Origin of the sequence: Pedobacter sp. (assembly GCF_040513095.1) — a bacterium.
Taxonomy (GTDB): Bacteria; Bacteroidota; Bacteroidia; order Sphingobacteriales; family Sphingobacteriaceae; genus Pedobacter.
The window spans coordinates 22,918-45,550 of sequence record NZ_JBEVDX010000046.1 but is presented as its reverse complement, the minus strand read 5'-3'; the positions used below and the strand labels follow the sequence as shown (position 1 = coordinate 45,550).

Sequence of the window (22,633 nt, the reverse complement as noted above, 5' to 3'; positions counted from 1 at the left end):
AGGGGGCATATCAAATGCCCCTTTTTTATTTATGCCAGGTGTTTCTCACACAGCAGCAGCAGATCGTCCAGGTCAAAAGGCTTGGCAATAAAATCATCCGCAAGAGCATCTTTACTGCTCTCCTTCGCTGTGGCGTGTGCAGACATAATGATTACAGGGATATGCCTTGTATCAATACTCTGTTTCAGTTTTCTGCATAACTGCAGGCCATTGCCGTCAGGTAACCTTACGTCCATAAGGATGAGGTCTGGCAATAGGTTAAGCAGATTTATTTTGAATTCTTTAGCATTGGCAGCCACATGGACGTCATAGTCCGACTGCTGTAATATGTACTCTATCACATCCCGGATAGCTTCATCATCTTCGATGATCTGTATCAATTTTGACATGTCTCAAATGTAAGTATTATTGAATTAAAATTAATCATCTATTACTGCAGGCAATAACCTGCTTCTTATTTGTGGCTTTTTGCCTGCAATTGTTTTTCAATAGCTGCAACCAGATCGTTGAGATCGAAGGGCTTACTTATAAAATCATCTGCTAGGGATTCCCTTCTGACCTCATTCTCGTTAGAATGTGCCGACATAATGATCACCGGGATATGTTTAGTGGCTTCGTTGCTTTTAATGTGATTGCAGATCTCCAGACCGTTACCATCAGGAAGCATGACATCAACGAGGTACAGATCCGGGAGCGGGCCTTTCAGACTGGCGATGAATTCTTTAACATTAGAAGATAACTGTACTTCGTAATCAAAATCCATCAGAAAAAATTCTACGATATACCTGATATCTTCGTTGTCCTCTACTACATGTATATATTTCTTCATCTCATTATGTTGCCAGTTCAGGAAAGACAACGGTAAGAAGAAAAAATAGTTTTGAATTTAATAGATTATCTGGGAGTGAATACTGATCACCTGTAAAAAACAAGGCAACTTACACCTGTTCTGATTGATTGTAAAATATTTGAGATAGACCAAAATTTTTATAAAATCTTCAGTTTATTATTTAAGTTTATTCTGTAAATCACTCTCGTTCTCATGAATGTATCTGTTAAAAAGGTAATGTTGTTTAGGATTTCGTTAATAAAACTATGTGTTTGCACAACTAAACTTTCGTTTAAGGCTGTTTGTGATTTTTCAAAAATGCCCTTTGGCTTTTTAGCTAAAACGATAAACTGCTTCAAGTTTGAAGCATGCCGGTTCCTTACCGTTCAAGCCTAATTTGCCAAACAAATTTAATTTCCTTCATTTTTCCTGGTTATTCAGGCCCGATTACCTGCTACTAGCGCTTAGTTATTGAACAAAATCAATTCTACTATAAAATCATTTAACCAAAAAAACGTAACCAGACATGAAAAAAATCTACGAAAGGTGTTTTTATGCTCTTCTGTTAAGTTTCTTAACATTGAGTACTTATGCACAAAAGACAGTAACGGGAATAGTGAAAGATGCCACAGGCTCGCCTATTCCTGCAGTTAGCGTACAAATCAAGGGAACAGGCCAGGGCACAAGTACGGACGGTGCCGGTAAATTTGCCATTTCTGCCCAGCCGGGTGCAGTGTTGGTATTCAGATACGTTGGCTATAAATCTCAGGAAATTGCAGTAGGTTCCTCAGCTACAGTAAATGCTGTAATGGAAGATGATAACAATGCCTTGTCTGAGGTTGTTGTAACAGCCCTTGGAATTAAAAGAGAAAAGAAATCTCTGGGTTATGCAGTACAGGAAGTAAAAGGTGAAACCCTTGTTGAGGCCAGGGAACCCAACCTTGTAAATGCTCTGTCAGGTAAGGTGGCGGGTTTACAGGTAACACGTTCAAGTAATGGTCCTGCCGGATCATCCAAGATCACCTTGAGGGGAAATAACTCACTGACAGGTGACAACCAGCCACTGATTGTAATAGATGGTGTGCCTGTGAACAATTTTACAGGAAATGTAAATGCTGCAAGCGGTACGCTAAATAATGATTTTTACAATCCTGCAATAGATATGGGTAACGGTCTCTCGGATATCAACGCCGAGGATATCGAAAGTATTTCTGTACTGAAAGGCCCTTCAGCAGCAGCTTTGTATGGTTCCAGAGCAGGTAACGGAGTAATTATGATTACTACCAAAAGCGGAAGGGCACAGAAGGGAGTGGGGATTACCGTTTCGTCTACTTTGGGTATCGAAAGCGTTTTTACCAATCCTAAATTGCAGAATGATTTTGGGCAGGGAACAAATAATGTATTTGACAATCAGTCTGGCTTAAGCTGGGGACCTAAAATTGCCGGACAAAGTGTAACTGCCTGGAATGACCAACCGACACCACTGCGCAGCTTTGATAACATCAGCAGTTATATCGACCAGGGTATCAGCTCTAACCAAAGCGTTTCCCTGCAGCAGCAGGTGAGTAATGGTACTTCAATTTATACATCATTTAATAAACTGGATGATAAAAGTATCATTCCCGGAACAGAGCTGCACAGAACCAATTTAACAGCCAGAGCAGTTAGTAAATTTGGAAAAGACAACAGATGGGAGACCGATACTAAAATTCAGTACACCAATAATAATGCTGAAAACAGGCCAAACAGCGGTAATAATGTAAACAACGTATTTGGTACTTTATACAACTTGCCGAGATCACTGGATATTACCCAGTTTATTCAATCCAGAGATCAGAATGGAAAAATGACCTGGTACAATCCAACCAGCACACAGCTTAATCCATACTGGGCCAAAGATTATAATTTAAACCAGGATGTTCGGGACAGGTATGTGATGAATGGCAACTTAAAATATAATTTTAACAGCTGGCTGACAGCCCAGGTACAGGGTGGTGCTGATAAATACACTACAACTACTGAAGGAAAATTGTATGGAGGAAGCCCGTCTTCAACTACCGGACAGTATAGCCTGAGCAAGGAAACCTTTACTGAAACCAATTTCAGTGCACTCCTATCAGGCCACAAAGACAACATTTTCGATCGTTTGGGCGGCGCATTTACTGTTGGTGGTAATTTAATGTCTCAGGAAAGAAATATCCTTGGTGCAAGCTCAGGACAGTTGGTAGTTCCCGATTTATTCTCGCTTAATAATGGTGTAAACAGCCCAGGTGTTTCACAGGTTTACACCAAGAAAAAGATCAACTCCGTGTACGGTACTGCACAAGTGAACTGGGACGGATATTTATTTCTGGACGGTACGTTCAGAAATGACTGGAGTTCTACATTGAGTCCATCCAACCGCTCATTTTTTTATCCGTCTGTAAGTTTATCCTACGTGATTACAGATATGTTAACAAAACTGGGTAAAACGTTGCCATCGTGGTTAAGCTATGCTAAACTGAGAGCTTCATACGCATCTGTTGGAAATGATCTGGGCGCTTATCAGTTGTATAATACCTATAATATTGGCAAAGACCCCAACGGGAATACAACCGCCAGCAGAAACGGTACATTGTATGATGAAAACGTAGTTAACGAGTTGATTAAATCATATGAAGCAGGTGCCGAAATGCGATTCTTCAAAGGCCGCTTTGGTTTTGATTTTTCATATTACAAATCAAATGCTACCAATCAGCTGATTGACCTTCCCCTGGATCCATTGAGTGGCTATTCATCTAAAAAAATCAATGCCGGAAACATTCAGAATAAAGGTTATGAGTTGATGGTAGATGCGAATATTCTCAGCAATCCAAATTCAGTAAACTGGAATCTTGCTGCAAACTATTCACACAATGATAACACAGTAAAATACTTGAGTGGGGACGTTACCCAATACAGGTTGGGTGGATATGATGACATCAGTGTCCTCGCTGTTGCGGGAGGTAAGTACGGAGAGATTTACGGAAGTAAATTTCTGAGGGTGAACAGTCCGGGCAGTCCTATGGACGGTCAGATTCTGTTAGATGCCAATGGGCTTCCTCAAAGGGGAGAGCAGGGTGTAAAATTGGGTAACCAGCAGGCAGATGCGCTGGTGGGTATTACCAATACATTTGGTTACAAAGGTTTCAACCTGTCATTCCTGGTAGACGGACGTTTTGGCGGAAAGATCTTCTCAGGAACACTCGCGGGAATGCAGGAAAATGGGACAGCCTCAAATACAGTTGTCAATGGATTGAGGGATGACATGGTGGCTGCCGGTGCAGTGTTAAATACCACAACCAACACCTATGAAGCAAATACCAAATCAGTATCTGTTCAGCAATACTGGACGGCAGTTGCAGGAGTGGGTAACCTTGGAATCACGGAAGCTAATTTATATGATGCAACCAATATCCGTTTGAGAAACGTGAACCTGAGCTATAATATTTCTCCAAAAATTTTAGCTAAAACGTTTGTTCAACGGGCTAAAATTGGTGTATCCTGTAATAACGTTTGGCTGATTACCAGTCATTTAAATGGAATAGATCCTGAGTCTGTTTTTGCTACCGGCGGAAATGCCGTTGGATTTGAAAATTCCAGTCCTCCAACTACACGTACGTTCTCATTCAACTTAACCTTAGGCTTTTAATCATAATATAAAATATCATGAACTCAATATTTAAAAAATCATGTGTTGTGTTTACAGCAACACTGATAATGGTATCCTGTAAAAAATTTGATGAAGTAAATGTAAATCCTACTGCTGCCAATGACCAGCAGGTGCAGGTGGAGTACTTTATCAATAACTCTATTGTTGAAGCACAAATGAATCCGGATGTTGCAGAGAGGTCTTTCGTACTTTACTGGAAACCAGCAGGCCGTCAGGCTGCAGATGTGGATGGCGGAGCGATCTCCGTTGCCAGTTACGATGATGGGTGGTCGGGTGCTTATTACAACCAGGTATCAGGCTGGCTGAACTCTGCTAATACAGCGATACAAATCGGAAACGCACAAATTACTGCGGGCACATCCAAAACTTACACTAACAACCTGATCCAGGTGGCAAGAATCTGGAGAGCATACCTGATGAGCGAGATGTCTGATAACTTTGGCCCAATACCGGTTAAAGGTTTTGAAGGGCTTAATCCCGATTTTTCAGATGTAAAAACTGTCTATTATTATTTGCTTGATGAACTTAAAGATGCAAGTGCCAAGCTGGATCTGGCTATTGTAAATCCATCAGAATTAGCTAAACAAGATCCTGCTTATGGTTATAAATATGCATCATGGAGAAAGTACGCAAACTCAATGCGGTTACGTTTGGCCATGCGCTTATCAGAAGTAGATGCCGCTAAAGCCAAAACTGAATTTGAAGCCGCAGCAGCAACCAACGATTTCATTACCCTTCAGGCAGATAATTTCCAGGTACAGGAAGTGGATGGATGGAATGCGCTTACCGGAGTGATGACCAGAACATGGGATACACAACCGCTTTCTGCCACACTCAATAACTTATTCGTAGGTCTGGGCGGTATACAAACCTCAGCACAACTAGGAAGCAGCTTTCAGGCTTCTATCAAGCCTGCAAACTGGTTAGGACAATACTATCCGGCACAATTTGCCCTTAAAACAAATGACCCTCAGGCCGGATATTGGTTTAACGGCTTACCGTTCACTATCGATCCCCGTGCCTATGTTTTATTCAGTATTCCTGGTGATCTGACCAATACAAACTATCCAAAACAAAACAGTGGTTACGATACGATCACCAAAAGATTGCTGAAAGATGCCAGTGGCGCAACCGTAAAAGAAGTTGACGCTACAAATACATGGAATGCGAAAACTGATGGTAACTGGGGTGCAAAAGATCCGATGAACCAGCTTGTAAATTATGGCGGTACGATGCCTCGTATAAACAACCAGTTCAGGAACAGTACCCAGAAAAGATTGTTCTTTGGGCCATGGGAAACATATTTCCTGCTGGCTGAAGGTGCTGAAAGGGGATGGGCTTCACCGGTAGCAGCACAGACGGCTTATGAAACTGGTATAGCTAAAAGCTTTGAGTATTGGGGTATCGCCCTGGGCTCTTATTTAAGTTCTACCGACTATAACAGGGTGGGAACTTCTGTAAGCTGGACTCATACTACAGAGCCAACTGCACGTGTTATGAACTTTGAAGATGGTATTACTGGTGCTGCAGGCAGTAAAACTGTTGCCTATCCAACCAATACACTTTACAAAAATGGTACTGTAAAAAATGATCATTTGACAAAAATCATTACCCAGAAGTTTATCGCCCAAACTCCATGGTTACCATTGGAAACATGGAATGACCACAGGAGATTAGGTCTTCCATTCTTTGAAAATCCTGCAATTGAGATTCCTATCACGACTTTGCCGGCCCTAACTGACGGAACTTATATGACCAGCAGTGTGAAATTCCTGCCGCAGCGATTGAAATATCCTTCGAGCCTGCTGAATGCCAACTCAACCGGGTATGGCCAGGCGGTTAGTGCATTGGGGGGAGGGGACGCTATACTCACTCCACTTTGGTGGGCTCAGAAATAGCTGACACCCTTCATACCTTAAAATAGTAGATATAAGCAAAAGGCCTGATCACATTGAAGTGGTCAGGCCTTTTGTCAGTTACATCACTTAATATGGATGTTTAATATAAGCGTCTCGTTATTCTTACTTAACGTCCCAGAAGATTTTTGTTAATCTGGTGTCTTTTGGTCTTACTTTAGAGTAATTACTGTTGTTCAGAATTTCTGAAGTTGGATATAATAACCTTGTTGGAGGCGTTTCAAATCCATTTAACTTACCTGCAGTTGGGAAGGTAAGTGCAGGGATTTTGGTCCTTCTTACTTCGGCCCAGGCTTGTTTACTTTGCAGGAAGCTGAAACTAGCCCATTTCTGCGTGTAAATTTTAGTCAGCTTATCTGCACTTGAACCTGTATACGCTACGTTAGCTGCAGTCAGGAAAGTGTTTACATCAGTTGGAGTAACTGTTGTTCCACGTCCCAATCCATTAAGGTAATAGTAGAAATAGACAGATTGCTTGATTGCAGTTTCATACGCAGTCTGAGCTGCACCACCACCCCATCTTTCAAAAGCCTCAGCTTTCAGGAAGTTGGTTTCAGAAGCTGTGAAAACGATACCCGGCAGATTTTTATTCTGAAGGAATGTTGCTGAATCCAGGATTGAATAAGAAGCAAATGCTGTATCTGTTTGTCCTGTAGTATAAGTAATTGGCATAGCCCTGAAAGTTTTGTTTGGTACAAATGTTCCATTCACAGTCCTACCATATTTATCATACATTACCGGAATTCTTGGGTCATTTGCAGGAAGCATTACCTTGTTTAGAAGGTAGTCAGTCGCAAAGTAACTTCCAATCTCAGTCAAAGCACTGTTCAGATTGTCATTATTTGTAGTAAGTGGTGTTAATAATACATCGCTTGTTGCAGGGCTGTATGCAGCTACATTACCACCATCTAATAACGGATATTGTGTACTGTTAGACAACATTGCAGTTACTGCAGTTTTAGCAGTAGCCTCATCGACATTGGATATACGCATCAATAAACGTAAACGCAAAGAATTCGCATATCTTCTCCATTTGTCAGTACTTCCGGCCAGCATAATATCCTGTTTTGTAAAAGCGGCATTTGTAGTGGCTGTAGCAAAAAATGTTGCTGATGCATCTAAATCACTGATGAATGAAGTATACAAAGCTTTCTGATCGTCAAAGTTTGGATTAACAATAGTACTTGAGGTTTCAAGGCTACCAGTTTCACTGTAAGGAATATCACCCCACAGATCTACCATCTGAGCAGCCTGATCAATCAAGGAAATCCTTGCAGCTTCCAAGAAAACTTTCTGACTTGCCTGATCAGCCGCAGAAAGGCTTTTGAATGTAGCTTCCATCTGGCGGAATAATGCCATTGGGCCACTGCCATTTCCTGCTGGATAATAGAAGTCATTCCAATATTGGTTGATATAACTGTCCTGTTGTTTGTAACTGTCGTTACCATTTGAATAGGATGCGGTTTGAGAGTAGACAGCAGGTTGCATCAAGAGGAAAGTACGAACATTCCAGTAAGCAGGTCTGATACGGTCATTGTTTTGAAAAGCTGTGAAGAAAGTCGGGATACTTTGTATCGATGATTTCTCAGGGTTGTTATATTGCTCTTCCAGGGTTTTCTTGCAGGCACTGAACGTAGCTGCGACGAAAAGCAGAAGGAATATGTTTAAGAATATTTTTTTCATTTTGATATATATAAGATCGTGAATTAAAACTTAGCGTTGATAGAGAATCCATAACTGCGTGTTGCCGGTAATGATCCCTCATCAACACCTTGTCTGTACCATTGGTTACCCACTACAGTTTCCGGATCCAGGTTTTTAAGAGTTTTCCAGAAATACATCAGGTTTCTTCCGATTAGGGATATTCTCAGGTTGGTCATACCCAATTTTTTAGAAATGGTGTTAGGTAAAGTATAGCCTAAGGTTACTTCTCTTAACTTGATAAAGCTGTTATCATAGATAGCACCTTCCTGATTGTTTGAATCTCCTGAAGCAGCAAACTCATTCTCATAATAGTTGGCAGCATCAATGATTGTAGTATTTGGTTGTCCGTTTGCATAAACACCTGGAAGTATCAGACCGTCGTGGTAAACTTTTTCTCCATTAGGACCAGCCGTTTGAGTAACCGGTATCTGAACATAAGTACCAGCTGGATTTACATAATACGTTAAACCACCATTTTCTGTATCACGGTATTTCAAGGTGCTTTTATACATGCCAGCTCCCAAAGCATATTTTTGTGGAGATGATACTAGCTGACCACCAAAACGGTAATCTACCATCACGTTCAGTGAGAAAGCTTTGTAGCTGAAAGTATTCGCAACACCACCAGTTACACCTGGTTGAACATTTCCTGCTTTTACGTAACGGGTTTGGTCAATCACATGGAAACCATCAGAACTGATTACGTTTCTTCCACTTGCATCAGTTTGCAGAGGGTTCACGAAAATTGTACCCAGTTTTTCACCAGGGGCGATAACCACTTTAATGGCATTACTTTCTGCAGAATAAACACCGATTTCGGTAATTCCGTTACCTAATGAATAAGCTTTAGTAGTATTTAATGCAACATTTGCTCTCACATCCCATTTGAAGGCACCGGTTAAAGGTGTGCCATTCATGGCAAGTTCCCAACCCTTGTTGCCAATTTCTCCAACGTTCACAATTTGTGAAGCAGCACCTACACTCGGTGCAACAGGAAGATTAAGGATGATATTTTTGATCTTGTTATCATAATAAGTCAGATCAAATCCAAACCTGTTATTGAACATTCTTGTTTCGATACCAATCTCTTTCTCGTATTTTTTCTCAGGTTTTAAAGTACTGTTTCCGTAAGCACTGGCAATCTGTGACTGAGGAACTGATCCATTTACTGTCTGCAGTGATTGCAGTGTGTATAGGATGTTCGACTGGTACATTGGTGCAGGGTTACCTACGACACCGTAAGATCCTCTTAATTTACCAAAGCTAAGGAAGGATGGCATACTTGATTTAAAAGCATCAGACCATACAAAACCTGCGTTAACTGAAGGATAGAAATAAGTATTATTCTCAGATGGAAGGGTAGAAGATGCTTCCTGACGAGCTGTTCCCTCTAAGAATAAGTAGTCTTTGTAGTTAAAGTTCAGAATACCGAAATAACCGTATTTGGTCAGTTCCTGTCTTGTAGAGCTAGTCGACAGAATTCCAGTAGAGTTACTTAGTGAGAAGAAGTTCTCGATTACCAAACCATTGCTGGTTCCTGAAGACTGATCATTGTAACGCTCTCTCCTTGTTGTAATACCACCACTAGCCGTGAAATTCAGGTCTTTTGCAATTTTGTTTCCATAGGTTAACAATGCATCCGCATAGACGATCGAATATATACCTTTAGAAACGCTGTACGCTCCTGTACTTGTACCTGCGTTAAATGCTACTGGATATTCATTGTACTGTCTGTCTTCGATATTTTTCCCTGTATAATCATTACCGATACGTCCTCTGAATTTTAGGTTTTTAACCACATCCCAGTTCAGTGATGCACTGGTATAAAGACGGTTTTCATTTTCGTCATATGTGTTTTTCTGAGTACTCCAGAAATAGTCGTACAAGTTTGGTCTTACGTTGAATACGAAAGCTTCAGCAGGATTTCTGTTAGTCTGGTTAAAAGGTACCCATTTGTAACCCTGGGAAGTCTGAAATTTCTCAAGAATCAGATTAGTATCTTCTTCTCTTCCAAAGAAACCATCATAAGAGGCAGCAAGTCTGTTTGTAAGATATGGCCTGTTGTGCGTAATAGTGTTCACATAATTTGCAATCAGGTCAATACTCACTTTAGGAGATATTTTAACCGTACTATTGAATGCAAAAGTGTTTTTCTTCTGATTAGACTCACGCTGAATACCATTGTAATCTAAACGTGAAGCTGATAAACGGTAATCAACTTTGTCCGATTGGCTGGAAATGGAAACGTTTGCCAACCCACTGTATCCCTGTCTGAAAATGTTTTTGTAGTTATCAGGCTGTGGAGAATAAGCACGGATAGAGCCGTCCCACCATCTTACCATCTGACCCTCCATTTTTGGTCCAAAGTTATTGTAAGCTCTGAAATTCGGACGGAATCCTGCAGGTGAAGCAGCATCAGCAAAAGAACCATCTTCCTGTGCACCTACCGAAAGGTTAGTTGCCCTGTCATATCCCTGGCCATAAACGTTTTGGTAATCAGGCAAGAAGGCAGCGTTCTCTATTGTTCCATAATAGTTGAAATCAATTCCTAGACCTTTACCTTTAATCCCTTTTTTAGTGGTGATTACAATTACTCCGGATGTTGCATCAGATCCATATAAAGCAGTTGCACTTGCACCTTTCAGTACTGTCAGACTTTCAATGTCCTCCGGATTAACATCCAGGATACCATTACCACGGATTCTTTGGTCATCATAAAAACCACCGTTGTTTGCACCACCAGCCCCATTTTGTCCGTTGTTTCTCAAAATAACACCATCTACAACATATAAAGGTTGTGAGTTGTAGTTGATGGAGTTAATACCACGGATCTGAACGTTTACCGCACTACTCGCACCACCTGGTGAAGTATTGATCTTTACACCCGCAGCTTTACCATAAAGAGCCGAGGCAAGGTTAGTATTACCAGCTTCAGTCAATTCTTTAGCACTAACAGTACTCGAAGCATAACCCAAAGCTTTAGCTTCTCTTTTGATACCAAAAGCTGTAACAACAACTTCGTTTAACTGGCTGTTGTCTTCAGTTAATTTGACATTGATAGTAGTTTCACTTCCTACTGTTACCTGTCTTGCAGCAAAGCCAACAGCACTGAATCTCAGTACGTCGCCCTGTGCAGCACCGATGGTGAATTTTCCACTGGCATTGGTTTGTGTGCCTGCAGACTTTCCTACGATACGAACGCTTACATTGGGTAGGGGACCAACGTCATCAGTTACCGTACCGGTAACCGTGATTTGTGCAAAAGCAGCATTTGCCAGGAAAACCAGCATCAGCACTAATGAACACTTAAAAAACATGTAAAATTTTTGCATACTTCTTGATTGTTTGATAAATTGATTTAGTTAATTGATTTAGTAATTGGTATTATTTATTGTAAGGGTATTATAGGCTTGCTTTATGAAATCCTGATAGCTGGTACGGGAAAGGCTTTATACAAAAAACTCTTTACTGATGTGCTCTACAGCCAATGCTGCGGAGCCAATGAGCTGGGCATCAAAGCCCATATTAGATATTATAATTTCAGTACCTTCTGTAATGGTTGGAATACTATAGTCGTTGATAGCCTGCTGCACAGGCGGAAGCAGAAATTTTCCGGCTTTGCTGGCGCGTCCGCTCAAAACAATTTTCTCCGGATTTAAAATATGGATCAGAATGGCGATAGCTCTGCCGATCTGGTAGCCAGCGTAGGATAAAAGTTTGATCGACAATGAATCGCCCTTCATTGCTTCTGTAATTACGGCTGTGATGTCCACTTTGCCTTCTTCGATCTTCAGACTGGTAAATGCACCATTGTTGATTTCCTCCAAGGCGCTGTCTTCAATAGTGATTAAAGATGCTTGTGTTTCCAGACAGCCCCTTTTACCGCAACTGCAGATCTTATCGTTATCAAAGATCGGAATGTGACTGAACTCGCCTGCGTATCCTTTAAAGCCTCTGTATATCTTACTGTTAATGATAATTCCCAGTCCGATACCCCAGCTCAGATTGATCACCATGGCCTCGCTGTTTGTCTTGCCAATGCCAAATTTCAGTTCTGCCAGGGCAATTACGCTGGAGTCATTGTCAATAAATACCGGCAAATCCAGGTCATGTGTTAACTGTTCACGGAGTGTTGTGCCTTTGGTATGGAGAAAGCTGCGGTTATTGCCGTCTTTTACATCCACAAATCCCGGCATAGATATACCCGCCGCAAATATTTTACTCCGATCGATGCCTGACGCGGTGATAAAAGCGTTGATTTCTGCAATTAACTTATCTAAAGCTGAAGAATCCTCGTTGAGATTGATTTCGGTTTCAGTGATCTCTGTTACAAAGGTTCCGCTGAGGTCGGCTATTACCATACGGGTATAGAACTGGTCCATTGCAACCGAAAGAATATAGTTTCTGTCGGCAACCAGTGAGTATACTACTGGCCTTCTGCCGCTGGTAGATTGTGCGAAACCTTTCTCAACAATGTATCCTCCTGAAATCAGTTCTTCAATATGTTTGGTGATCGTAGGAATACTCGCTCCGGTGACCTTACTGATCTCCAGAGAACTGACTATTTTATTAAAGTATATAGCTTTAATAATAGACAGATGAGCGTCGGATAATGTGAGAGAGAGCATCGACATTGTTAATATTTTGTTAAAACTATAAAAGAAAAATGACACTTTAAAATTTTTAGGTTAGTTTTTAAATATTTTTTTTTAGAAATCGTTACGAATACAACTGGCTGTATATTAGATGTTACTACATTCATTTTTTGAGTGACTTTATAAAATTTTGAGATCCTTATCAATTTTTGATTGATGCCTTCTGTATTTTGATGTTAATTTAAAATGAACAGCCAGCAATTTTTATTGATAACCGTCGCCCGGGGCAATAAATTCTTAATCTTACGTTGCTGAAAAATTAATATCATTTGATAGGATCATATCTTATTTTTGAGAATGAAATACAGCACGCTAACCCTCATCTTTATTTTCTCTGCTATTTCCTGCTTTGCTCAGAAATCATTTCCTGATCCTGCTTATAAATTAATCAGCGGTACTAACTATGTGGCTTCCAAAAATTATTACCTGTTAACTTTATTCGGACAGATTCCTGAACTAAAAAAAATGCTGGCGGCTGATCCTGTGCTTTCGGAAATAGGCAGAATGAAAGATGAACGTATTGCCGAAGCCATAAGGAGCTGTGGCAAAGATGTGGCATGTTATATCCAGGCTGTAAAATTTAGTGCAGCGGAAATCATGCAGGTGAGCAGCCGTTTGGGAGAACTGTATAAGCCGGAAAATGAACTTGGCAGGCTGGTAAACAAACACCTGCTGCCATCCGGATGTTATATTTTGTACGCCGGACTAACCGGCCGCGACATGCTGATGAAAACATGGGAACAGGATGCAGCAGCAATAAATCACACCATCGGCGTTTATGGAGGCGGACAAAAACCAAATTATCCATTGATAGATTCTATCAGTTTCAATATCAGAGATAGGGGTTACCCAGAGCTGCTTGCTTTAAATACCACCCTGTCTGTAAGCGAGTCTAAAAAAGAAGGTCTGTTTTTTACCCCCACAATGCTGTTTGCCATACACAGCCTGGAAATGAATGGGCGCAATCAGGTAGCAGATGAAGAGCCGATGGCCGAAACAGTTAACAAAGCTGCGCTGGACTACGCAAAAAAAATAAAGTGGTCTCAGTATAAATATACTCTTATCCTTGTTCCTGGAGAAGGCCCTGAGGATAAAGATACAGAGCTCAGCGCAGGAGGGATGCTCAGATGCCGGCTGGCCGCATTACAGTACCAAAACGGATTGGCGCCTTTCATCATGGTTTCGGGCGGATGTGTGCACCCCTATAAAACCAAATACAATGAAGCCCTGGAAATGAAAAAGTTTTTGATCAGTACATTGCATATCCCGGAATATGCGATACTGGCGGAACCACATGCCAGACATACAACAACCAATATGCGCAACTGCGCGAGATTGATCTTCAGGTATGGCTTTCCTATGGATAAACCTTTTATCACATCCACGGCAAAATCCCAGAGTTATAACATTACTGATTTATTACCGGCAAGGACACAAAAAGAACTTGGATATGTACCGTATAAAGTTGGGAAACGGTTCTCAGCTACCGAAGCTGAAATATATCCGCTTGCGGTTTCACTCCAGATCGATTTTGATGAACCCATGGACCCCTGAGCTGCAATATATTCCATATGTTGTTTAACATATTCTTAACAATGGGTTAATGCCATGCATATACGATAAGCCTACTTTTGAGCGCAAAGGTGCGGTTGAATAATTATCATGATGGATAAAGACTTATTTCAGGAATTCTATCAGGAACATAAGAAAAGTGTTTTTGCGATTGTAAACCTTCGTCTTCCTGATCTGGAAGACGCTAAAGATGTTGTTCAGGAAATATTTATGGAGCTGTGGCTCAAAAAAGATACTTTGCATACCATCCGAGACATGCAGCCCTATCTGTACATTGTTGCCAGAAACCAGGTCATATCCGCTTTCAGGAAAAAAAACATCCAGCTGAAAAACGAAGGTATTCTGCTCCAAGGCTTAAATACGCTTGACCATTCTGCTGAAGAGAATACAATGGCCCATGAGCTGCACCAACAAATCAATGTCATCGTGGACCTTTTGCCCGAAACCACCCGCCAGTGTTACCAGCTGAGCAAAAATGAAGGGAAGAAAAACCGAGAGATCGCAGACCTCCTGAATATTTCAGAGAAAACAGTCCGGAATAATATTTCTGAAGCGCTAAAACGATTAAGGATCATATTAAAGGAGAATCATCCAGAAATTTTTGCCTTGTTTTTGTTTTTACTGTTTAGCCTTTACAACTGATCAAAGAATTTCTGCATCAGCGTAAAATAATGATCAAATGCAGTCAGCGGCAGTGTTTTCGCCCGGTCGTATATATCATGGTAAGCCCTGATCCCTCCCTGCGTATAGATAAAGAAGCTGGGAACACCCCGCTCGTAGAATCTGCAATGGTCACTGTTACAGGATTCTCCCCGGATATCTACCTTTGGTAATAAATCGTATTTCGTATTCAGCGCCACCAGCTGGTCAAACCTCTTCCTGTAAATACTGCCGTTAACTACCCTGATGCCTTCTTCCCCGGTACCTGCCATATCAAAATTCGTCAGGAATTTGATCTTTTTCAGATCGATCAGCGGCTGATCCACAAAAGCCTGGGAACCCAGCATGCCAATCTCCTCTCCTGAGAAGGCAATAAACACCATGGTGTATTTACCCGGATGGCTTCCGTAATATCTGGCCATGCTCATCATCAGTGCAGTGCCGCTGGCATTGTCATTTGCTCCCGGGAAATAAACTTTTTTGCCCATCATGCCCAGATGATCATAATGTGCGGTAACGACCAGCATTGTATCCGGTACTTCGGTTCCCCTTACAACCCCTCCTACATTCCGCGGCTGGTAATCTGAAATAAAATTAGCATCTATCTGAATGTTCAGCTGATCGATACTTTTCAGATCAAGGTTTTTTTTATTAATGGTGATCACCGGTCTTATTGTTTGATAAGTCTCGGTCGTCCAGGTGAGCTTTTTTGTTGTATAAATCAGTAATCCTTTAAACCGAAGCTTTTCATCATATTGCAGCCGCTCTACATTTGTTTCAATCTGTTTTGCGTCTGCCGCAGTTTCGTTTTTTTCCGGCCTGTTATCCAGTAAGATAAAAGCATCTTCTGCATTTGCTGCTACCTTAACTGCGGAAGCTGCGCCGCTAAGCTGCGAGCGGCTGATATGGATAACGTTAAATTTACCTTTTACAGCAGGACTGGATGCACTAACGAGGTAGTCAACTGCAGTTGTTAAAGTTTTATGGTCCAGCTGAACAAATACAACGCCAGGGAACGTATTCACAGAAAGATGATAGTCCTGGAACCAGGAACCGGAATTAAAAGGAGTTAATCCATCTTTGGCAAATTCTTCAGCAATAAAAGCAGATGCTTTTTTTGCACCCTCTTCTACATAACCCCGCCCTTTAAATTGAGCAGAGGCCAGTTTACTTACGATGCGGTGCCCATAACGCGCAACTTGTGCATCAGCGTTGGTAAAACCCAGCTGAAATAAAAATACCACTGTTGTAATTCGGATAAAGACGGTTTTCTGATGAGCTGATGTGTACTGCTTAAAAAATAATTTGAACATGGTTATTCCGTTGTGATTGCTGCCTGTCTTTTTCCTCTGCGGCTATAACAGACATTAAAGAAGTAACAAGGTATTAAAATTAAATAAGCGTATTGATTGTTTGTGTATTTAGCCAGGGCGCCATACACCAGCGGCATAATGGCGCCGCCTGCAATGCCCATGATCAGGATGGCAGATCCCCGGTTCAGCATTTTGCCCGTTAATCCCCTGAGCGCCTGCGGCCAGATTGCAGGCCATAACAAGGCGTTAGCCAGACCCAGCAAGGCCACAAATACGATCGAACTTACACCGGGAGCAAAGATCACCAGTACTGAAATCAGAACGCCCAGCCAGGCAGAATAGAGGTAAGCTTTCTCCTGGGCAATCAGCCGGGGAATGGCATATACGCCAAAGATGTATCCGGCCATTGTACTGGCCAGGGTATAGGAGGTAAGGCTTTTTGCAACATTTAACGATAAACCATGATAAATTCCATAGTTCCCGATGGTATCACCAGCGATAACCTCAAGTCCTACGGTAGAAAATGTAGCAATAAAACCCAGTAAAAAGTTCAAACGCTGTTTGCTGTTCAGTCCTGTATCTGCACTTTCATCAAAAGCCACGGCTGAAGGACCGATTTCGGGCAAATGCGCAAACTTGATCAGGAAAGCAATCAGCATGAGGATCAGCGCCATTCCGATATAGGGCAGGATTACTGCATGGGCAAGGTTGTCCAGCCGGATAGTTCTTTGTGCCAGCGTCATCTGTTCCAGTTCCCGGATCAGCCCGTCAGAGTTATTCAGGATGATTGCCCCCAGTATCAGCGGGGCAATTACTCCGGCAAACTTGTTGCAGATGCCCATCATACTGATACGCTGCGCAGCTTTATCCGGCGGGCCAAGCAGCGTAATGTATGGGTTAACGGCAGTTTGCAGTAAGGTGGTGCCGGTTCCAACTACAAACAGGCCGAGTAAAAACAAGGGGTAATAGCGCATCAGTGCTGCCGGAATGAATAGTCCACAGCCCATGGCCATGATTATCAGCCCAACGCGCATTCCCTTAATCATACCCGTATATTCCAGTAATTTACTAGAAGGGATAGCCATTGCCGTATAGGAGATATAAAAAGCAAATGTTACCAGGTATGCCTGCCATTCTTCAAGCTCGCAGGCTATCCTGAGGTAGGGGATAAGAGTTCCGTTTACCCAGGTGATAAAGCCGAATATGAAAAAGAAAGCACCAATGGTGACAATCTGTTTGTTCAGCCTTTCACTTGCGGATACTTCAATAGCAGTAGTTTCAGCCAGCATAATCTTTGGTTAAAATGTTTGTATACCTGCCTTTGAGCAGGTCTTTCATATAAGTATTGAGGTCCCACTGGCATCCGGATACCGCATTCGCTGAAATGGAGGATGCCATATACGGATAGGGGCCAAACTCCGATGTAAATGTAAATCTTTGTGAACCTTCATTTTTCTGAATACCGACTACTTTATCCCAGCAGATCAGATGGTGCTGCAGGGCTTCCTGCCATTCATGGTAACGGGGATCGGTAATCTGTGGCCCCTGTGTAAAGCCTACCCTCGAATGGATATGGGAAGTATGGATCAGCGCCAGTTCCAGCGACTCATGCTGGTCCTGCAAGTAACTCTCTGCCACTGTGTACCAATGTGAAATATCCAGCGTAAGCTTTAACCAGGGCAGCCGCTCCAGGAACGCCCGGGTGATATGGGCTGCAAAACTGAACTTCCCCCTGTGGGTTTCATGTAGCACCGGTACTCCTGTTAATAAACTGATCTCTTCTGCCCGGGTCAGTAACTCAACATTCTGCTCAAAGCTGAAATGGTCTTTTCCAGTATGGGAGGTGATAAATAAAGGGTTTGCTGCGGCCAGCGCAAATAACCGCTTTTCCATCTCACTTTTGTGGTTGCTGAAGTTTGGCGTAAGGGTATCCCAGTGAACACCGATAAACTTCAGCCCGTGTTTTGACAGTCCTTCCATCATCTGCTCCTGCTCAGTGGGATGACCTGGCAGACTGCTCTCAATGCCGTCAAACCCTGCATCCCTCACTTTCCGGGAGAAACTGTCCCAGCTCAGCTGCTCACTTCCCCAGCGCGTACAAAAAAACAGGATCTCCATTGGCTTATACTGCTAGTTCGGTTTCCGGATCTATCAGCAGCGGAAAAAACTGCCCGCTGATGCTTTCGCCTTTTGGTATTGCCGGCGTTCCAGGCATCAGCGTCTGTTCCGTATCCGAAACTGTACCATCGGCAAACATATTCAGTACGAAAGCTCTTCTGGACCTGTCAGACCGGTTTTCATAAGATCCATGCACCAGAAGGGGATGGTGAAAAGTGCCATATCCCTTCTTGAGCTCAATTGGTACGGGATGAAAGGCGGCATTTTGTTCTTCCGTTAAAAACTCCATCAGGCCTTCCATTTCTCCGGCCAGTTCAGGTTTTTGCAGGAGGCCCCAGTTGTGGCTCTTGGGAACATAATACATGCAGCCATTTTCTGTAGTGGCATCATCAAGGGCCACCCAGCAGGTCAGATGCTGCATCGGGATCGTCCTGGTCCAGTAAGAATAGTCCTGGTGCCATGCGACAACGCCACCATGTTTTGCCGGTTTACAAAACAGCTGATCGTGCCAGAAGCGTACGGCCCTGTTACCCAGGAGCTGGCTCGCTGCCATCACAAATGCTGGGTTCCATAAAATGTCATGAAAGCCGGGAGTGATTCTCCATGCGCCTAAAGCATGAAATAATACAGAGTCAGGATCAGTGGAGGCATTGGAGAAAAACTGGTGGAACAGGGTATGGTCAGGCAGGTTGGGGTCCATCATCCTGATCAGGTCGTGGTTCAGCTGGTCTACCTGCCACTCTTCTAAAAATTTTATCCCGGCCAGATAGCCGTGTTCCTGAAAGAAATTCACCTGATCATCAGTCAGGCGGTACTGTTCCCATTCTTCTTTACTGGCAGGCCATTTGAAAAAATCCGATACCAGCTGATGGTATGCAGAAAGGTCTTGGAGTTGGTTCGTTTCCATTTGCTTAGGTTTTAATGATTACCAGGGTTGATTTATCTGTTTGGATGTACTTGTTAAACAGTCCCCTTTTGTACAATTGCTTGATAAAAAGGAATGGCCTGTCTTCGAAAAGGATCTCGTAAGGCATTGCCGTTTTTACGGGTGGTTCCAGCAATGATAGTTGTTCTATATCTTCTGTATTCCCCTGCAGGCAGGCCATTGACCATTTTAAGGCCAGTTCATCAGAAGCCTGTTTTGCCCAGTTCTCCGCAACAACGGCAGCGGCCTTATGTTCTCCTGTAGCCCTCAAAAGAACCATGCTGATAAAATCTGCAGAGCCATAGGGACTTTCGGGGTTTTTATTTCTGTAGGTTGCCATACGCAGGATCAGTTCCTTCGTTTTTGCTTTATCTGAGTCGTCCAGGCTGATAAGCTGCATGAAATCCTCCAGCCGCTCATCTACATGGTAAGGTTTTCCTATACCCATATTTTCCGGCCATTTTCGGGCTTCCTCAATATGAAATACCGATTTTTTCCAGTCCTGTTTGTCTATCGCTGATAAAGCGGTCAGCAAATGGGTTTCCCGCCAGCTGTTCCTGCCTTCAGATGCGCCTTCATTTGGCAGTACACGGATGTTTTTCATCAGGGCAATCGCTTTTTCAAAGTGCTGTGTCTGCATATAACATTTGGCAAGCTGAAGGCCCAGGTAGTAATTGTCTGGATGTGAATTTACGGCTTTTTCGGCAACAGGTAATGCTTTTGCCCAATCCTGGTGCTCAGCGTAATATTTCGTCAGGTCGTATGCCGTTCTCCATTCCCCGGGGGCATGTTCAGCCGCCTTTTTTAAATCGTGCAGGCGTCCATTTTCATCTTTTCCTTTTTGCAGATCAGCCCGCACTTTGTAAAAGGGATAGGACTCCGGTTCATCAGCACAGCTTTGCAATAGCTTCAGTGCTGTTGCTGTGTCCAGATTTTGAATGCAGGCCAGCGCCAGGTAATACCTGAACTTCCAGTCGCCATGATTTTCTACCACCCAGCGCAATACTTTTACATCTTCTTCGCGGTGCGGGAATACAAAGTGTGGCGACAATAACGCGGCCCTTACCATTGCCCTGTGGCTCTCTTCTTTTTGCCCCGTAAGTGCGGATATGTAAGCTTTCCATAAATGGACCATTGCGTAATCCGGTGCAATGGACAGGCAATCGAGTGCTTCTGTGTATAAGTTCAGCCTGAAATAAAAGATCGCCAGTTCAATATAAGTTTCATAGGGCAGTTCACTGGCAGTCAGTTTCCGGGGAACACCATTATTGTCCAGACTCATTTCAAATCTTGCAAGATAATTGATAGGGTCATCTGCTAATACCTTTTTGCAGAGGCCCAGTGCAATTTCGCTGTTTCCTTTTAGTCTGTGGATAATCATGTTTAAATAAGCCACCTGCAGGTTGTCATGGTGATATTGTGCAGCTTTGCTCACATAACTTAACGATTTGTCCAGTTGTCCTTCACGTAAGAACAGCTTTGCCATTTCTATAAAGGAAGGGACACGGTACTCGGACGACTGGCTCGCAATGGAGAATCCGTCTTTAGCATCCACGTACTGTCCCAGCCGGTCATTGACCAGTGCATATAAATAATTCGCTTCACCATGATAGGTATCAATGGTTAGCGCGGTCATCAGTAATTGTAAGGCTTCATCAAACTTTAAATGTTTAAAATGCAGTTCCGCAAGCCCTGTGAGTGCTTCCAGAAAAAACGGGTCCTGCTCAAGGCAGAGCTGGTAATACTGGATAGCCTTTTCATGAAAACGCTGTCTTTCCCATTCCCTGGCCTGTATACATAAAGCCTGGGCCGAGTTAAAATCATAAGCTTCATCAGTTTCTGCCGGACGTTTAAGTGGCTGGTTCAGCTCCGGGCCGTTGTAAATTATAGTGTCATCCAGCCATACAACCGCCTGATCCAGACTTACAAAATGCTGCAGTACGAAACTCAGGTTCTGCATGGGTTGCAGCAGGATTTGCTCAGATAGTATTTCCTGCCCTATATGAAATACTTTCAGAGTATGGTTCAGTAGTGCATTTGCGCAGATATTCAGCTGCTGTATGCCTTCAGTTTCTTCCAGGTAAAACGAAAGTTGCTGATCACCGTATGTTAAACCTTTGGTGTCTTTGACGGGGAACCATTTTTCTTCCCAGCAATCGAGTGTGTAAGGCAGAAAGGATCTGTGTTTAAAAGGGGTTTTGGAACTTGATGCGATGCTCTGATTGAAAAGCCTGCCCGACTGCAGTTCACTGTATTGCCCGTCGGTATCCGTCAGCAGATCTTCCCAGATCATCCCGTAACGCGATAATCCCCAGATCCAGATTTTCTTGCCTGGTTTATCATCGTACGAAGAGGAGTGCCCAAGGCCAAACTGGTCGTCATGCCAGTAGCATCCCCAGAAATCACTGAAAGAACCCACAACATGGTATGATTTATATTCACCATGGTCATTCTGGTCGTAAAAAGATATTCTCCTGCCTTCTTCATCCAGCGGCCAACTCTGTGCATTGCCGTAATGTCCGATCCGTTTGTTGCCTGGGAAGATATATTCGAGATTTCCGGAAACCTTGATGCCCGCGTTGTTCCACTGGTAATAGGATTGGCTGAGGCAGTTATGGTTATACCACCAGCTGCGTGTGCTAAAGCTGGCTGCATCTTTATCCAGGCGGATTTCAACCCTCCATTCCGTACGCGAGGGCCAGTCTGTTGCCCCTATAAAACAGCTTACGCTGCCGTCACTGTTTTCAGAAAGGTGGTAGTCTACCGGTGATGAACAGGAGGGGCTATGGCCAATAATCCCCATATTGATTTCCATGCCGCCAGATGTCCATGGGCCACGCATGGCAACATCCCTGAATTTGGCCGAATTGTTAAAATATATAAACTCTTTACCGGTAGATTTTTCCATGGCTCCCCAGATCTTGCCTCCAACAGAAGGGTTGACCCAAAGTTTGATGTATTTGTTCTCCATCACGACCATCTCCCAGGACTGAGAACTGGAGGCATAGGCGTAACCATCAAAACGGTTGTAGGGGTAGAGCCTGCCAAACTCAGGTACAGGGCTGGGATCAGAAAAAGGATATGTATCGAGCATTACCAGTTCTTTCCTGATAAAAGCCCTTTCAATATTCTTTTGCTCATTTGCCATTTTTATGCCTGTTATTAAGTGATCAGATAGAATGCGGTAGTTTGGATAACTCAAACATAATTAACAAAATATATAAAAGCAAGGAATAGCACAAATAAATGT

14 protein-coding genes are annotated in these 22,633 nt (G+C 42.8%); 4 read left to right on the top strand and 10 right to left on the bottom strand.

Annotated features, from left to right (window positions below):
* Positions 1-29: 29 nt before the first annotated feature.
* Both ABWY16_RS06755 and ABWY16_RS06750 read right to left on the bottom strand, forming a co-directional pair.
* Positions 30-389 carry a response regulator transcription factor gene (locus ABWY16_RS06755; RefSeq protein ID WP_353903889.1) on the bottom strand — a complete coding sequence of 120 codons (360 nt, stop codon included), beginning with the start codon at positions 387-389 and terminating at the stop codon, positions 30-32.
* A gap of 65 nt (positions 390-454) precedes the next feature.
* Positions 455-829: a response regulator gene (locus ABWY16_RS06750; RefSeq protein ID WP_353903888.1), complete on the bottom strand. Its 375-nt coding sequence runs from the start codon at positions 827-829 to the stop codon at positions 455-457.
* Positions 830-1,355: 526 nt separating this feature from the next.
* On the opposite strand from ABWY16_RS06750, the gene ABWY16_RS06745 reads away from it, so the two are divergent.
* Entirely contained in the window at positions 1,356-4,499 is a 3,144-nt protein-coding gene (locus ABWY16_RS06745) for a SusC/RagA family TonB-linked outer membrane protein (protein WP_353903887.1), read from the top strand.
* Positions 4,500-4,516: 17 nt separating this feature from the next.
* Positions 4,517-6,418: a SusD/RagB family nutrient-binding outer membrane lipoprotein gene (locus tag ABWY16_RS06740; protein WP_353903886.1), complete on the top strand. Its 1,902-nt coding sequence runs from the start codon at positions 4,517-4,519 to the stop codon at positions 6,416-6,418.
* 123 nt (positions 6,419-6,541) lie between these two features.
* Here the strand turns inward: ABWY16_RS06740 and ABWY16_RS06735 are convergent, their stop codons facing one another.
* The 3 genes from ABWY16_RS06735 to ABWY16_RS06725 all read right to left on the bottom strand — a co-directional run bounded on the left by ABWY16_RS06735 (position 6,542) and on the right by ABWY16_RS06725 (position 12,768).
* Positions 6,542-8,119 carry a SusD/RagB family nutrient-binding outer membrane lipoprotein gene (locus ABWY16_RS06735; RefSeq protein ID WP_353903885.1) on the bottom strand — a complete coding sequence of 526 codons (1,578 nt, stop codon included), beginning with the start codon at positions 8,117-8,119 and terminating at the stop codon, positions 6,542-6,544.
* Between the two features lie 23 nt (positions 8,120-8,142).
* Complete coding sequence (locus ABWY16_RS06730) at positions 8,143-11,472, bottom strand: SusC/RagA family TonB-linked outer membrane protein (RefSeq protein ID WP_353903884.1); 3,330 nt, start codon at positions 11,470-11,472, stop codon at positions 8,143-8,145.
* A gap of 117 nt (positions 11,473-11,589) precedes the next feature.
* Positions 11,590-12,768 carry an ROK family transcriptional regulator gene (locus ABWY16_RS06725; protein WP_353903883.1) on the bottom strand — a complete coding sequence of 393 codons (1,179 nt, stop codon included), beginning with the start codon at positions 12,766-12,768 and terminating at the stop codon, positions 11,590-11,592.
* 324 nt (positions 12,769-13,092) lie between these two features.
* Between ABWY16_RS06725 and ABWY16_RS06720 the strand changes: the two genes are divergently transcribed.
* On the top strand, positions 13,093-14,349 hold the full coding sequence (locus ABWY16_RS06720; protein WP_353903882.1) for a YdcF family protein: 1,257 nt from the start codon (positions 13,093-13,095) through the stop codon (positions 14,347-14,349).
* A 108-nt stretch (positions 14,350-14,457) separates the two neighbouring features.
* Positions 14,458-15,009, top strand: coding sequence for an RNA polymerase sigma factor (locus tag ABWY16_RS06715; protein ID WP_353903881.1), 552 nt, complete (start codon positions 14,458-14,460; stop codon positions 15,007-15,009).
* Here ABWY16_RS06715 and ABWY16_RS06710 read toward each other — a convergent pair.
* Genes ABWY16_RS06710 through ABWY16_RS06690 form a run of 5 tightly spaced genes read right to left on the bottom strand, consistent with a single transcriptional unit; the run spans position 15,000 to position 22,531 of the window.
* Positions 15,000-16,340, bottom strand: coding sequence for a M28 family metallopeptidase (locus ABWY16_RS06710; RefSeq protein WP_353903880.1), 1,341 nt, complete (start codon positions 16,338-16,340; stop codon positions 15,000-15,002). The two genes, ABWY16_RS06715 and ABWY16_RS06710, sit on opposite strands and share 10 nt — an antisense overlap.
* A gap of 2 nt (positions 16,341-16,342) precedes the next feature.
* Positions 16,343-17,629 carry a sugar MFS transporter gene (locus ABWY16_RS06705; protein ID WP_353903879.1) on the bottom strand — a complete coding sequence of 429 codons (1,287 nt, stop codon included), beginning with the start codon at positions 17,627-17,629 and terminating at the stop codon, positions 16,343-16,345.
* Positions 17,619-18,458 carry a sugar phosphate isomerase/epimerase family protein gene (locus ABWY16_RS06700; protein ID WP_353903878.1) on the bottom strand — a complete coding sequence of 280 codons (840 nt, stop codon included), beginning with the start codon at positions 18,456-18,458 and terminating at the stop codon, positions 17,619-17,621. Before ABWY16_RS06700 ends, ABWY16_RS06705 begins: the two co-directional genes overlap by 11 nt.
* Before the next feature lie 4 nt (positions 18,459-18,462).
* A complete protein-coding gene (locus tag ABWY16_RS06695) occupies positions 18,463-19,365 on the bottom strand; it encodes a phytanoyl-CoA dioxygenase family protein (protein ID WP_353903877.1) in 903 nt (300 codons plus the stop codon).
* A gap of 4 nt (positions 19,366-19,369) precedes the next feature.
* On the bottom strand, positions 19,370-22,531 hold the full coding sequence (locus ABWY16_RS06690; RefSeq protein WP_353903876.1) for a DUF5107 domain-containing protein: 3,162 nt from the start codon (positions 22,529-22,531) through the stop codon (positions 19,370-19,372).
* Positions 22,532-22,633 lie beyond the last annotated feature (102 nt).